This is a genomic window from Paraburkholderia sp. BL18I3N2 (assembly GCF_003001875.1).
GTDB lineage: Bacteria > Pseudomonadota > Gammaproteobacteria > Burkholderiales > Burkholderiaceae > Paraburkholderia > Paraburkholderia phytofirmans.
The window spans coordinates 11654-24329 of record NZ_PVNC01000008.1 but is presented as its reverse complement, the minus strand read 5'-3'; the positions used below and the strand labels follow the sequence as shown (position 1 = coordinate 24329).

Annotated in this window: 14 protein-coding genes; 6 read left to right on the top strand and 8 right to left on the bottom strand. The window is 60.4% G+C overall.

All coding sequences use genetic code 11. The features are described 5' to 3' along the window. Positions 1 to 3 precede the first annotated feature (3 nt). Positions 4 to 1419, top strand: a complete 1416-nt coding sequence (locus tag B0G75_RS21890) for an MdtP family multidrug efflux transporter outer membrane subunit (protein WP_258194618.1) — start codon at positions 4 to 6, stop codon at positions 1417 to 1419. An 18-nt stretch (positions 1420 to 1437) separates the two neighbouring features. On the opposite strand, the gene B0G75_RS21885 is transcribed toward B0G75_RS21890, so the two are convergent. Beyond that, complete coding sequence (locus B0G75_RS21885; protein WP_106310186.1) at positions 1438 to 1887, bottom strand: hypothetical protein; 450 nt, start codon at positions 1885 to 1887, stop codon at positions 1438 to 1440. Between the two features lie 143 nt (positions 1888 to 2030). Continuing rightward, positions 2031 to 2849: a class I SAM-dependent methyltransferase gene (locus B0G75_RS21880; RefSeq protein WP_106310183.1), complete on the bottom strand. Its 819-nt coding sequence runs from the start codon at positions 2847 to 2849 to the stop codon at positions 2031 to 2033. 278 nt (positions 2850 to 3127) lie between these two features. Between B0G75_RS21880 and B0G75_RS21875 the strand changes: the two genes are divergently transcribed. Both B0G75_RS21875 and B0G75_RS21870 read left to right on the top strand, forming a co-directional pair. After that, positions 3128 to 3658 carry a helix-turn-helix domain-containing protein gene (locus tag B0G75_RS21875; protein ID WP_106310794.1) on the top strand — a complete coding sequence of 177 codons (531 nt, stop codon included), beginning with the start codon at positions 3128 to 3130 and terminating at the stop codon, positions 3656 to 3658. Beyond that, positions 3655 to 4071, top strand: coding sequence for a VOC family protein (locus B0G75_RS21870; protein ID WP_106310180.1), 417 nt, complete (start codon positions 3655 to 3657; stop codon positions 4069 to 4071). Before B0G75_RS21875 ends, B0G75_RS21870 begins: the two co-directional genes overlap by 4 nt. Positions 4072 to 4364: 293 nt before the next feature. Here the strand turns inward: B0G75_RS21870 and B0G75_RS21865 are convergent, their stop codons facing one another. The 6 genes from B0G75_RS21865 to B0G75_RS21845 all read right to left on the bottom strand — a co-directional run bounded on the left by B0G75_RS21865 (position 4365) and on the right by B0G75_RS21845 (position 9113). Further along, positions 4365 to 4769, bottom strand: coding sequence for a DUF2471 domain-containing protein (locus B0G75_RS21865; RefSeq protein WP_106310177.1), 405 nt, complete (start codon positions 4767 to 4769; stop codon positions 4365 to 4367). A gap of 38 nt (positions 4770 to 4807) precedes the next feature. After that, entirely contained in the window at positions 4808 to 5089 is a 282-nt protein-coding gene (locus B0G75_RS21860; RefSeq protein ID WP_106310174.1) for a hypothetical protein, read from the bottom strand. A gap of 310 nt (positions 5090 to 5399) precedes the next feature. Then, positions 5400 to 6116, bottom strand: coding sequence for a transposase (locus B0G75_RS21855; protein WP_106310171.1), 717 nt, complete (start codon positions 6114 to 6116; stop codon positions 5400 to 5402). Positions 6117 to 6231: 115 nt separating this feature from the next. Next, a complete protein-coding gene (locus tag B0G75_RS40245) occupies positions 6232 to 6474 on the bottom strand; it encodes a hypothetical protein (RefSeq protein ID WP_146142531.1) in 243 nt (80 codons plus the stop codon). A 74-nt stretch (positions 6475 to 6548) separates the two neighbouring features. Then, entirely contained in the window at positions 6549 to 7796 is a 1248-nt protein-coding gene (locus tag B0G75_RS21850; RefSeq protein ID WP_106310168.1) for an ABC transporter substrate-binding protein, read from the bottom strand. Positions 7797 to 7868: 72 nt separating this feature from the next. After that, the gene (locus B0G75_RS21845) at positions 7869 to 9113 is read right to left on the bottom strand and encodes a DUF1479 domain-containing protein (protein ID WP_106310165.1); all 1245 of its coding nucleotides are present in this window, start codon (positions 9111 to 9113) and stop codon (positions 7869 to 7871) included. A gap of 95 nt (positions 9114 to 9208) precedes the next feature. Here B0G75_RS21845 and B0G75_RS21840 point away from each other — a divergent pair, with 95 nt between their 5' ends. From B0G75_RS21840 to groL, 3 genes are all read left to right on the top strand, one after another. Beyond that, positions 9209 to 10165 (top strand): AraC family transcriptional regulator, encoded by a 957-nt coding sequence (locus tag B0G75_RS21840; RefSeq protein ID WP_106310162.1) that lies wholly within the window; start codon positions 9209 to 9211, stop codon positions 10163 to 10165. A 416-nt stretch (positions 10166 to 10581) separates the two neighbouring features. Then, positions 10582 to 10872 (top strand): co-chaperone GroES, encoded by a 291-nt coding sequence (groES, locus tag B0G75_RS21835; protein ID WP_007178996.1) that lies wholly within the window; start codon positions 10582 to 10584, stop codon positions 10870 to 10872. Positions 10873 to 10927: 55 nt separating this feature from the next. Further along, positions 10928 to 12568: a chaperonin GroEL gene (groL, locus tag B0G75_RS21830; protein WP_106310160.1), complete on the top strand. Its 1641-nt coding sequence runs from the start codon at positions 10928 to 10930 to the stop codon at positions 12566 to 12568. Positions 12569 to 12676 lie beyond the last annotated feature (108 nt).

The window sequence follows — 12676 nt, the reverse complement described above, 5'->3', positions numbered from 1 at the left end:
TCCATGTTGTCGGGTTGCGCGCTGATCCACCACAATGGCACGCCGCGTTCCGAGATCGCGCCCGAGCAGATCAATCTCGCGGACGACATCCATCTCGCACGCGACGGCTGGCCCGCCGCGCGCTGGTGGACGCGCTATCACGACGCGCAGCTCGACGCCCTGATCGATCAGGCGCTCGCGGATGCGCCGACAATGGTGATCGCGCGCACGCGCGTCGCGCAGGCGAAGTCGGATGTGGAACTGACCAAAGCAGGATCCAACCTTCAGGTGGCCGCGCTGGCGTCGCTGGATCGCGAGCATATTTCCGCGAACGGTTTCCTCGGCCCGTTCGCGAAGAACGAGCCGGCTGCGGGGCTGACGGGGCCGTGGTACACCGAGGGCGTCGTCGGGCTTGGTGCAAGTCTCGACATCGACATCTGGGGCAAGCAGCGCGCGGAGGTCGCCGCGTCGCTCGGCGTGAGCAATGCGCGGCTCGCGGAGACATCGGCTGTCGAACTCGAAATCTCGGCGGATGTCGCGCAGCTTTACTACGGTATTCAAACCACTTATCAGCTGATTGATCTGCTGAACGAATCGGATGAGATCGCGGCGTTCGCGGTGCAGGCACACGAAGCGCGTGCGGGGCGCGGCCTCGAAGCTCGCACCCAGCTCGAAGAAGCACGCGCGCAGCAGTTGGCCATCGAACAGCAGATCGTGTCGGCGCAAGGGCAGATCAAGCAGCTTCGCGAATCGATGCGGGCGCTGGTCGGCGCCGGACCCGCCGGCCTGCCCGCGATCGAACCGGTCGCGCTGCCACGCTCGCAGGCGGCCTTGCCGGCGACGCTCTCGTACGAACTGCTGGCCCGACGCCCCGATCTGCAGGCAATGCGATGGTATGTCGAGGCGTCGTTCGACAAGATCGATGCGGCGAAGGCAGCGTTCTACCCGAGCTTCGACATCAAGGCATTTTTCGGCTTCAACGCTTTGCACCTCGCCGATCTCTTCACGCATGCGAGCCAGCAGATCAACCTGATTCCGGGCCTGTATCTGCCGATCTTCGACGGCGGCCGGCTCAATGCGAACCTGAGCGGCGCGCGCGAGGGGAGCAACCTGTTGATCGAGCAGTACAACCAGGCCGTTCTCAATGCCGTACGCGATGTCGCGCAGACGGGCAGCCGTCTGCAGTCTCTCGATGCGCAGACTGCGTTACAGAAGCAACGGATCGAGTCGGTCGCATTCACGAGGGACAGTGTGGAAGCCTCCTATCAACGCGGACTGACGAGCAGGCTCGCGGCGCTCCAGGCGCGCCAGCCGGTGATCTCGGAACAGGTTGCTCTGCTCACGCTCAAGGGACAAGTGCTCACCCAGGAAATTGCATTGGCGAAGGCGCTCGGCGGCGGATATCTCGCCGATCCGCCTGTCGAATTGAAGCCGCGTTGAACGGCGCAGGTAGTCTGGTTAGAGCTGCTGTGAGCGGAGCGATTCGAATTCCGCGCGGCACACGTCGCCGAACTTGCCGAGAATGTCGATCGAGCCATCGGCGAGCATCTCCCGAATCTCGACGAAGGACTTGTCCGGCGCGAGATAGGTGTCCACGATCGTGCGTCCGATCACGTCGGCTTCGTCCGCGACTTCGCGCGACGACTGGATGCGCATGCGGCCGATCTTCGCGTAGAGGTTGCCCAGGCTGGTGAGATCGGGTTCGTTGTGTTGCAGCGCGTGGACGTAGCAGTTCGTCGCTTCCTCGATGAACGCTTTGTACAGCTCCTGCCGCCAGGTGAGGTCATGCGCCAACCACTCCGCGCGAACCTGGGTGCGTTGGGTCAGCCACGAGGCAAGAACCGAAGTCATGCCGCCGATGGCGGCGCCCACAAGTGCAGCCAGGGCAGAGATAACCGATGCGTTCATGGACTATTCTCACGTTGTCATTCAGCTATCCATAATAACGCCGTGGTGTGTAATTTTGGAGTCGCCAGTCCGGAAAAGGAGCGCGATGACGACCGTGTGGAGGTGATGCGCAAGGCCGCGCCAGCGAGCGTTCGTATCAACGGTCAGCTTTGGACCATGACCACGTGCGCCTGGATCTTACCGTCGACCGGCCCCGTCCCGAAGCGCTCGGCAATCGCAGTGGCGCACGCTGACGTCGCGTCATCCAGCGCGCCGCCGGAGCGCGCCTCGATCTCATTGCGCAACGGCGTTCCCTGACAAAGGCCGACGGCCGGCACAAGCGCCGATGTCGCACGGCTACGCGCCGCAATGGTCTCGAAGCGTGGAGCCGTGCTGAAGCCCGCATTGACGAGGTCGCGTGAAATGACTGCCGGGTCGAAATAACCGTACGGCGTGCGCACTAAGAAAAGTGGAGGATCCGCCGGGAAGAGACCCGCGAGCGTCGCCGTGACGGTATTGGCAAACTCGTTTTCTTCGATGCGGTCCCATACGTTGAACAACAGCGCGCCGTCGCGCCTAAGTACGCGCCGAGCTTCGGAAAACGCATGCGCCTTGTCCGGAAAGAACATGACCCCGAACTGGCAGACGACGACGTCGAAACTCGCGTCGTCGAACGGCAGGTGGGTCGCGTCTGCCTGTTGCCACCTTACCGGCCTCGAAGTGCCGATTGCCGCGGCGCGATCGAGCATCGGCTGATTCAGGTCGGTCGCCACCAGCTCGACTTGGACGGGTAATGCATGCGCCATCGCGCGGGTCAGTACGCCCGTGCCGGCTGCAGTCTCGAGCACGCGTGACGGATGACGCCCGGCGACCCTGTTCGCCAGATCCGCAGCGTAGGGTTCAAAGAGCATCGGAACAAGGTGGCTCTCATAGAGTTCGGCGATGGAGCCGGTGAAGCGAGTATCGGTACCGAAGATGTTCATACGCCTCCCTGCTGCTTTTCAGGCAATGTTAGGCGCAGCGGGGCGAATTGAATAGTCGTCTCACGGCGTCTTCTTTGGTGCCCGTTTCGACGCACCCTTCGAGCGCCCATTTGGTCGCGCCACGGGGCGGTTACCGGGCATCCAGCGCGTTAGAATTGAACGGGATGAAGGCAGTGTGCGGCCTCCCAACGTCGAAACTCACCAGCGATGCCGACGTTTCCGGAATCAGTCTTCGACACACTACGCTCGCAGCCAACGATGGCGAACCATTGACGATCATGGCCGAATCCAATCCACCACTCACCTCGTCTCTGCCGCTGGCCGGCGCCGATCCGTTGCAGGATCCGGCGCTGCTGCGTCGCTTGCTGCGCGCCAAAGACCGAATGGACGCCGCTTCGCACGAGGCGTGGCCCGTCGAACGACTGGCTGCGGTCAGTGGCGTTTCCGAGGCTCATTTCGCGCGCTCCTTCAAGCGGGCCTTCGGCATCCCGCCACATCGATATCTGCTGACGCGGCGCATCGAGCAAGCCAATACGCTGCTGCGCGACACTGCGCTCAGCATCACGGAAATTGCCTTCGCCACCGGCTGGGAGAGCCTGGGTACCTTTGGCCGCGTCTTCCGCGACATTAACGGTCGGAGCCCCAGCGCCATGCGCCGGGAGGCGCAGGCCGTCATGCAGCAACTCGACCGCGTACCCGCCTGCGTTCTGAAGGCCGCTCAGCGTCCCGATCTGACCATCGCAGTTTTGGAGAAGCGCCGTCGCGCGGCCAAAGGTACATTGCGGCCATCAACCAAGGAGGTCTCATGAACCAGGGTATCAGTGTGGTGGGCCTGTACGTCGACGATCAGGACGAAGCGCTCAAGTTCTATGTCGACAAACTCGGATTCCGCGTCCATACGGACGTGGTCAACGGTGCCTACCGGTGGCTGACAGTCCAGCATCCAGACCAGCCGTCGTTCCAGCTCGGGCTGTTCAGACCCGGTCCGCCCATCCATGACGACGCCACCGCGCAGACCCTGCGCGCGATGGTCGCGAAGGGCGCCATGCCGCCTCTCGTCCTTCTGGTGTCCGATTGCCGCGCGAGCTATGCCCGGCTAAAGGCGAGTGGCGTGGAATTCACCCAGGAGCCGGTGGACCGCTTCGGCAGCGTCGACGCTGGTTTTCGCGACCCCGCCGGCAACGGCTGGAAGATGATTCAGGAGCCGCGGAGCACGACGTGAGAAATTATTCAGACATCGTTGCGACTCGGATAGAGCTCTTTCACTTCATTAGTCGACCGCACTTGTTTCCCATTGACACGTTGGAGTGATGGCGCGTTCCGCCTCGGTATTTTCGAGGGCTTTTGCCGTGTGAACACGGGGTTGTAGAGGGCGACGCAGCGTGTGGATAGCTGGTCGCCCACGGGCGTGTCAGCCGCTGGCTCCTTTGGCGGACTCGCGAACGACATCAGGGCTCGCCTCGCGACTTCCGGAGTGCATCCAACACTATGACGACAACGGCTGACGCCCGCGTACTAATCCTGAGTGACCATATCAGTAGCGTCGGCCTGTACCAGTGCGCGCACGAGCAGGTAAACGGCTGGCAAGTTGTCGTCGTCACGTCGCCAGTCGACGGGTTCGTCGAGATCCATCCCGGACAGACGACTGTCCTCAAACCGCACAAACGTTGAACGTACTGTCTCGTTGTGCCTAGCCAGGAAGCCCCGATTCTCAAAGACCTGTTCGTCGATTGTCAGCAGCGTGCGCCAGGTCGGCAATCGCGCGCTATTCGAGTGACGGCGACGACCCGTGTCGAGGTGACGACCAGCGACCGTGGCAATGATCTGCTGCAGGTCCAGCGACGCGCTGCGGAGCGCGCGTTCGAGCGCCGCAGGGTTGATCTCGTGGACATCCGTATCAAGAGAAGCGTTGCTAAGCATATTGTTATCTTCCTGAGGATTCGCAGTAACTCGCAGCATCAAAACTGATGCTTCAGCAATGCCCGGTTTCGCTGTGCCAGCAATTCGCGGATCTGGGCCAGATGGTTGTCGCCGACCGTGCAGTCTTCAACAGGCCGGCTATGTTGATGAGGCATTGGCGGACGTACGCCGAGATAGCGGCACACGGCGGATACGTACGGCTTGCCGTTGCCTCCCAGATGTCGCGCCGCGGCAGCGACGCGCACGTCTCCAACATGCTTGCGCAACCACGCAAGCGTTTCGCGGTCACCGTCGTTCAAGATGCGGATGAGTTGGTTCATGGCCGATCCTGTATATAAAAACAGTACTGTAAATTTATACAGTATTTGACCGGGATGCAAGTCAATTCGCAGGGCGGCGGATTCGGCGGGAAGAGAAGAGGGCGATCAAGCTCGATGCGCGGTCGGTCGTCGACCACGTGGAGGCGGCCCGACGACGTACGTGTGCTCGATCTTCCGGCGTTTGGGATGAGAGTCTGGAAGGTGCGGCCGGCGGGAGTAAGAGGCGCAACTTGGGATATCGCACTAGCAGCTGTGGGCGTGCAAGAATGCCCACACTGCCATGAACTTTTCTACCCCGACGATCTTTTGATTAGCCCGCGTGTTCGAGCGCGCGCGTGGCCTGAACTTTGCGCGGCCGGTCGCGCAGCAGCAGGGGCATCAAACGTCGGTTGGCTGTCTGCGCCGCCCACTCGCAATACGCGGCGCTGCCGAGCACCCAGCCCTTGAGCGTCGACTGCAACAGATTATCGACATCGCGTTCGTCGAGGGCCTGTGCGCCCAGATCGCGGTAAGCCTGGTGGCGCTCGGACGGCGTATTGCCGAGCGCCCGGTAGAGTGGATGATCCTTGATAAAGCTATCGACGCGCAGCCCGACGTGGTGCGTGTAGCTCGACCACGGGTAGTGTCCCGGCTCGACCACAAGGCGGTTGCGCACCGGCGCGTGATCGATGGCCTGGCTCGCGAGCAGGAAATAACGGTCGGGCTCGATCACTGTCGCCCGGTACTCGCCACGCCACATTGTTCCGCGGCGTCCATGGCGGCGGTTGAAGGTTTCGACATAGCGACGGCAGACCGCCTGCATCGCCATGGCCACGCTCGACTCGTACGAAGGCGTGACAAGGAACTGTACCGCGTCGGGCATGAGTACCCACGCGTGGACTGCGAGATCGGCGACACGCGCTGCGTCGGCCAGGCAGGCGAGGAAGTACCGGTAGTCTCCTTCGTCCAGGAATGCGGGCCCTGTGAGCCCCTGCAGGATAACGTGCTGCGGTTGGTCTGGGACGTAGTGCCGTGCAAGCCGTGTCATGCTGAATTAACCGGGAAATCCGATGTGAGAAAACGATCCGACAGGTATCGGGCGCGTGACGTTGCGTAACGTGCATATCGGAAGAAATTCTATCGGTCATGTGCTTGCGCTTGCGTTACGAACAGGGCTTTTTTCTGGCCTCTTTTCGATGATTTGCCGGCCGCAACCAGCATTTTTTTACGCCACCGCTGAATAGCAGTACCGCGCGATGCATCTCCAGCGCCTTGCCTGTGTCATCCGGCACCAATACGTATAGGCTGCACAACAGTTCGGCGGTCGAGAGGATCTCCAACAAAAAGAAAGCCCGCGCGAACGGCGGGCTAAATCCACATCCTGGAGACATGGAGGAGACGTTCATAAAGGTCACCTCTTACCCCTCGAATGACCTTGCATAACCGCTTGATTTTCGCGAGGCGGCTGCGAAACTCGTACCTATTTGATCTTCGCTGCGGCGGCGACCTTGCGCATTGCCTCTTGCGGGTCTTCATTCGAGTTCATGAAGCCGGTCACGACATCGGTAATCGCGCCTTCAGTGGCTGACGACTGAACATCGCCGAACGCGAACGACGGAAAGAACGTGTTGGATTTAATAGTGGTTTGCTCATCTGCGTATGACTTCTTGGCGCAGGCGTCGAATTTTTCCATTGAAACATCCTGCCTCACCGGAATCGAACCTTTGTAAAGACTGAATTGCTCCTGAAATGCGGGCGACATGATTGTCTTTGCCAACGCAAGCTGTCCGGGCGTCGCTTCTTTTTTGCCGTTCTGCTGGAAAAACACGAACGAGTCTACTGTGTAGGTGAAGGTGTTCGACGTACCAGGCGCAGCCGCGCAGATATAGTCGATGTCGGCTTTCTTGTTCGCGTTCGCGAATTCACCTTTCGCCCAGTCCCCCATGAATTGCATCCCACCCGATCCGTTGATGATCATCGCTGTCGCGAGATTCCAGTCGCGACCGGTCGAACCTTTGTCGAAGTAACCCTGAATCTTCCGGACAGTCTGGAACACCTGCAACATCTGAGGCGAAGTGAGTGTTTTCTGATCGAGATCGATCATGGCTTTGCGATAAAAATCCGCGCCCTGAGAAAGCACCACCGTCTCCCAGATGGTCATGTCTTGCCAAGGCTGGCCACCACGCGCGACGGGCGTAATGCCCGCAGCCCGGAACTTGTCGGCTAGCGCGAAGAACTCGGGCCATGTGGTCGGCGGCTTACCGCCCACTTTATCGAGGGCGGCTTTGTTGATCCATAGCCAGTTGATTCGGTGCACCGAAAATGGCGCGGCCACGTAGTGGCCTTTTGACATCATGGTCTTGTTGATCTGCGCCGGAAGTTGGGCTTTCCAGTCGGTGGCGGACTTGTCTATATCGACCAACACGCCTTGGTCAGCCCAGTCCTGTATCAACGGCCCCTTGATCTGCGCAGCCGACGGTGCGTTGCCGGACATGACCTGGGTCTTCAACGCCGTCATGGCAGCCGCACCCGCTCCTCCGGCTACGGCGAAGTCTTTCCACTCGTAACCCTGTTTATTCATGTCGTCCTTAAGCACTCTGATCGCCTTCGATTCACCGCCCGAGGTCCACCAGTGCAATACTGAAAGTGACTCGGCAGCGCTTGCGGCCTGTGCGCCCGTGGCGGCCGCCGCTGCGACAATTGCAGCCGACATGAGTGTTCTTTTCATTGCTGTCTCCGTTAATTTTCTTTATGAATCACCAGGCAGGCGCACGCCACGATGGCGTGCGTTCACGTAGCCTTACAGATCGAAACCGAGCTGGGCTTTACCGAGGGGCGTCAGATCTTCGGCGGTTGCCCGTCCCACGAAGTCGACTTCGAAATGGTCGGCCGGGAAGTCGGGTGGGCTCTTGCCTTCAAGGAAGCTAGGCAACTGGCGCTTGAGGTACTCGTCGTTCTTGGCACACGAGGGCGCCGACGCGATATACATCACGTTGCTGTAGCCGGTACCGCGATGCGCGTCTTCGACCGCGTGGATCACGTCGCTGTGCCAGAACACGGTATCGCCCGCCTGCATGTGGGGAATCGATGAAAGCGCGTCGAAAAGCGGCGCATGATATTCCGGCTTGATGGAGAGCGCGCGGCCTGGCATCGCGCCGCACAGGTCGTCGTCGGCGACGTCGTCCTGAAGGGCGCGCAACAGGATATAAGCCATCGAATTCGCAATGGGCACGAGTTGCAACGTGCCGTCGCCGGGACCTTGCGGCGTCAGTGCGGTCCAGCCCTGAAACGTGCGGAACATCGAACATACGGCGGGCGACGCAATCTCCTCTACGTCGGGCCGGAACGCGGCATCGAACGGATCATATCGACGCCAGTTGCCGTCGAACACATGCCGGTAAACCTTGCGGAAATTCGCCTCGATCCACCGCTCGACCGAGCCGCCGTCGCAATGCGCGGACAAGCCCAATGACTCGGAACCAGGCGGCCGCCGACGCATCCGGTCGGCGTAAACCGGCACTCGCTCTGGATCGAAATGGACCCGGCCTTCGCTCTCATTGCGCCACAGCCGGTTCAGGAAGACACGGGCCGCAGTCAGCGACGGCGCCTGGCGCGCGAGGACCTGCGGCTTTGACCAGTACACGCCGTATATCTGTGGCTTGCTCGACGCGAGCTGGCCGAAGTATTTGTCCTCGGCGCGGTTCTGCAGACGCGTATCCAGGTCGTTGCGTTCGACGTAGTCCGCGATGTTGCGGTCCCACCCTTCCACCAGCGCGCGGTCGAACACATTGCGGATCACACACGCACCACGCGTTTTGACGAGTTCGATCTGCTCGTCGCTCACGCGCTGCTCCGCGATGTCGGAGAACCGGATTTCCGGGATCACGTTTTCGCCGCGATTGCGTTGCGCGGCGATTCTGCTGGCTTCGGCGCGAATCGCCTCATCCACCTCGGCGAAAACATCACGATAGTTCGGAAGTCGTGCGCGAAGCTCCTGCTTGGCCTGCCGGATCGCTGCCGGCAAATCGTCGATGATGAGTGCCATGGTCGTCTCCTTGTGGGTTCTGGTGTATCCGCAGGATAGGCTGACCACACTCGTAAAAGTGATACCATCCAGACAATTTCTTTGCGCGTTCTGCCATGAAACCAGCATACGAACATGTCGAATTTGGCGACGACTGCTCGGTCCGGGTTTACCATCGGCGCCTGCCGCGCATTCCATTTGAATGGCACCATCATCCCGAGTACGAGCTGACCCTGACGCTGAACAGTCAAGGCAAGCGTTACATCGGAGATTCGATCGCGGACTATGTAGAGGAAGATCTGGTTCTCGTGCCGCCGAATCTTCCTCACACGTGGGCGTCGAACCGCTCGATCGATGTGGCGTCCCCTCAGGTTGCCATCGTGATCTGGTTCGGCGGCGACTGGGCGCGGCGACTGGCGGATGTCTGCCCGGAATATGCGCCGTTGCGTAACCTGCTACGGCGGGCGGCGTGCGGGCTGGCATTTAGTCCGGAGGTCGCCGCCGCGATGCACGGCCAGCTCGACACTCTGCTGTCCAACGCGCCGCGAGAACGCCTTGCGGTCGTGCTAAATGTTTTGTGCGCGCTAGCGGAAGCACCCGGTGAGCCGCTCGCTTCGCCCGCGGCGTTTAGCGACCGGACAGAGGGTCCTTCAGGCCACGAACCGGAGCGTATCAACCGCGTGCTTTCGATGATCGATTTGCGCTTCGCTGAGCCGCTGCGTTTATCCGAACTTTGCGAGGCAGCGAACGTATCGGAGCGTTCTCTGGCGCGCTACTTCGAGCAGCATATTGGAGAGAGCGTCGGGCGATATATCGCGCGGGTCAGGATTGGACATGCCTGCCGGATGCTCGCGCACACCTCCACGCCTGTTTCCGTGGTTGCAGCCCGGTCTGGATTTCCGAACGTCGCCAACTTCAACCGACAGTTCAAGGCGTTGAAAGAACTCACGCCTGCCGCTTATCGTAAACAGTTCGCGGCCGGCGATATTGCCGAGACTGACGCCGGCCCGCGGATCAACGAACGCTCGTTTTCGTTGCAACGGAACCCGCGACTACCGAAATCGATTGCGTAACGCAGGCGGGCGGCCGGGCGCCGAAATATTCGCCAGAGAATTGCGCTACGGGATTCCCCTGGGTCGCGGCGGTAGGCTCTCACGCAACGCTGAGGAGCCATGAGCCCGCGATGTGCCTGCTACGGGCGGAAGATCAGCCTGCGGCGGAAACTCACTCTAACCTATTGTTTTTTTATAACAATCGGCTGAGGTCCAGCGATTCCCGGCGACGTAGAGAGTGCGAGCTGCAGCGACCAAAGTTCAAAGCTAAGCGAATCTCGACAATTCTCTACAACAGCAGCATCCCTTCTTGAATTTGTCACCACCCGTCCATATAATTAGCACTCGCTGCACGAGAGTGCTAACAACATCGCCGGTTGGCTTAGCCAGCCGGGTTTTCTCAGCGTTCTTCAGTCTCAATCAAGAGAGGAGTATGTATGAACCTTCGTCCTTTGCATGATCGCGTGATCGTCAAACGTCTGGATCAAGAAACCAAGACCGCGTCGGGCATCGTGATCCCCGAAGCCGCAGCAGAAAAGCCGGATCAAGGCGAAATTCTGGCAGTCGGCCCGGGCAAGCGCGACGACAAGGGCGCTCAAATCGCGCTCGACGTGAAGGTTGGTGACCGCGTCCTGTTCGGCAAGTACGCAGGCCAGACCGTTAAGGTCGACGGCAACGAACTGCTCGTGATGCGCGAAGAAGACATCATGGCCGTGGTGCAGAAGTAAGCGGCAAGCCGCTACTTTTCCCGGTCATATCTTAAAGAATTCAAGGAGTTAGAAGATGGCAGCTAAAGACGTCGTATTCGGTGATTCCGCCCGTGCCAAGATGGTTGAAGGCGTGAACATCCTCGCGAACGCTGTGAAGGTCACGCTGGGCCCGAAGGGTCGCAACGTTGTCCTGGAACGCAGCTTCGGCGGCCCGACGGTCACGAAAGATGGTGTCTCGGTCGCGAAAGAGATCGAACTGAAAGACAAGCTCCAGAACATGGGCGCGCAAATGGTCAAGGAAGTGGCTTCCAAGACCAGCGACAACGCAGGTGACGGCACCACGACCGCAACGGTCCTGGCTCAGTCGATCGTCCGCGAAGGTATGAAGTACGTTGCATCGGGCATGAACCCGATGGACCTGAAGCGCGGTATCGACAAGGCTGTGACGGCCGCAATCGAAGAACTGCGCAAGATCAGCAAGCCGTGCACGACCAACAAGGAAATCGCTCAAGTCGGCGCGATTTCGGCGAACAGCGATTCGTCGATCGGCGACCGTATCGCTGAAGCGATGGACAAGGTCGGCAAGGAAGGCGTCATCACGGTTGAAGACGGCAAGTCGCTGCAAGACGAGCTGGACGTGGTCGAAGGTATGCAATTCGATCGCGGCTACCTGTCGCCGTACTTCATCAACAACCCGGACAAGCAAGTTGCCGTGTTGGACAACCCGTTCGTGCTGCTGCACGACAAGAAGGTGTCGAACATCCGCGATCTGCTGCCGGTACTGGAGCAAGTCGCCAAGGCTGGCCGTCCGCTGCTGATCATCGCAGAAGACGTCGAAGGCGAAGCGCTGGCTACGCTGGTTGTGAACAACATCCGCGGCATTCTGAAGACGGTTGCTGTCAAGGCTCCGGGCTTCGGCGATCGTCGTAAGGCCATGCTGGAAGACATCGCGATCCTGACCGGCGGTCAAGTCATCGCTGAAGAAACCGGCCTGACGCTCGAAAAGGCAACGCTGGCTGAACTGGGTCAAGCGAAGCGCATCGAAGTGGGCAAGGAAAACACGACGATCATCGACGGCGCTGGCGAAGCTGCCAACATCGAAGCACGTGTGAAGCAGGTTCGCACGCAAATCGAAGAAGCTACGTCGGACTACGACCGTGAAAAGCTGCAAGAACGCGTTGCCAAGCTGGCAGGCGGCGTTGCAGTGATCAAGGTCGGCGCTGCGACCGAAGTCGAAATGAAGGAAAAGAAGGCACGTGTCGAAGACGCACTGCACGCAACGCGCGCAGCTGTGGAAGAAGGCATCGTGGCAGGCGGCGGCGTCGCGCTGATCCGCGCACGTACGGCAATCGCCGGCCTGAAGGGCGCTAACGCCGATCAGGACGCAGGTATCAAGATCGTGCTGCGCGCGATGGAAGAGCCGCTGCGCCAGATCGTCACGAACGGTGGCGAAGAAGCCAGCGTCGTGGTGGCGGCTGTTGCTGCTGGTCAAGGCAACTACGGCTACAACGCAGCAACCGGCGAGTACGTCGACCTGGTCGACGCCGGTGTTGTCGACCCGACGAAGGTGACGCGCACGGCGCTGCAAAACGCAGCTTCGGTCGCAGGTCTCCTGCTGACGACCGACGCAGCTGTTTGCGAACTGCCGAAGGAAGATGCACCGATGCCTGGCGGTATGCCCGGCGGCATGGGCGGCATGGGCATGGACATGTAATTTCGGTTGGGCCTCGTCTGGAGGCTCAGTTGGAAGCACATGGGGAAGCGCGCCGCGAGGCGTGCTTCCCAAACGAAAAAACCCGCAGAAATGCGGGTTTTTTTATGG

What these genes read in the sequence shown, in the direction of transcription:
- B0G75_RS40245 (WP_146142531.1), bottom strand. Translation starts at nt 6,474, where the DNA reads ATGAACGTCTCCTCCATGTCTCCAGGATGTGGATTTAGCCCGCCGTTC.
- groL (WP_106310160.1), top strand. Translation starts at nt 10,928, where the DNA reads ATGGCAGCTAAAGACGTCGTATTCGGTGATTCCGCCCGTGCCAAGATG.
- B0G75_RS21880 (WP_106310183.1), bottom strand. Translation starts at nt 2,849, where the DNA reads ATGAACATCTTCGGTACCGATACTCGCTTCACCGGCTCCATCGCCGAA.
- B0G75_RS21870 (WP_106310180.1), top strand. Translation starts at nt 3,655, where the DNA reads ATGAACCAGGGTATCAGTGTGGTGGGCCTGTACGTCGACGATCAGGAC.
- B0G75_RS21840 (WP_106310162.1), top strand. Translation starts at nt 9,209, where the DNA reads ATGAAACCAGCATACGAACATGTCGAATTTGGCGACGACTGCTCGGTC.
- B0G75_RS21875 (WP_106310794.1), top strand. Translation starts at nt 3,128, where the DNA reads ATGGCCGAATCCAATCCACCACTCACCTCGTCTCTGCCGCTGGCCGGC.
- B0G75_RS21855 (WP_106310171.1), bottom strand. Translation starts at nt 6,116, where the DNA reads ATGACACGGCTTGCACGGCACTACGTCCCAGACCAACCGCAGCACGTT.
- B0G75_RS21860 (WP_106310174.1), bottom strand. Translation starts at nt 5,089, where the DNA reads ATGAACCAACTCATCCGCATCTTGAACGACGGTGACCGCGAAACGCTT.
- B0G75_RS21850 (WP_106310168.1), bottom strand. Translation starts at nt 7,796, where the DNA reads ATGAAAAGAACACTCATGTCGGCTGCAATTGTCGCAGCGGCGGCCGCC.
- B0G75_RS21865 (WP_106310177.1), bottom strand. Translation starts at nt 4,769, where the DNA reads ATGCTTAGCAACGCTTCTCTTGATACGGATGTCCACGAGATCAACCCT.
- B0G75_RS21890 (WP_258194618.1), top strand. Translation starts at nt 4, where the DNA reads ATGTTGTCGGGTTGCGCGCTGATCCACCACAATGGCACGCCGCGTTCC.
- groES (WP_007178996.1), top strand. Translation starts at nt 10,582, where the DNA reads ATGAACCTTCGTCCTTTGCATGATCGCGTGATCGTCAAACGTCTGGAT.
- B0G75_RS21845 (WP_106310165.1), bottom strand. Translation starts at nt 9,113, where the DNA reads ATGGCACTCATCATCGACGATTTGCCGGCAGCGATCCGGCAGGCCAAG.
- B0G75_RS21885 (WP_106310186.1), bottom strand. Translation starts at nt 1,887, where the DNA reads ATGAACGCATCGGTTATCTCTGCCCTGGCTGCACTTGTGGGCGCCGCC.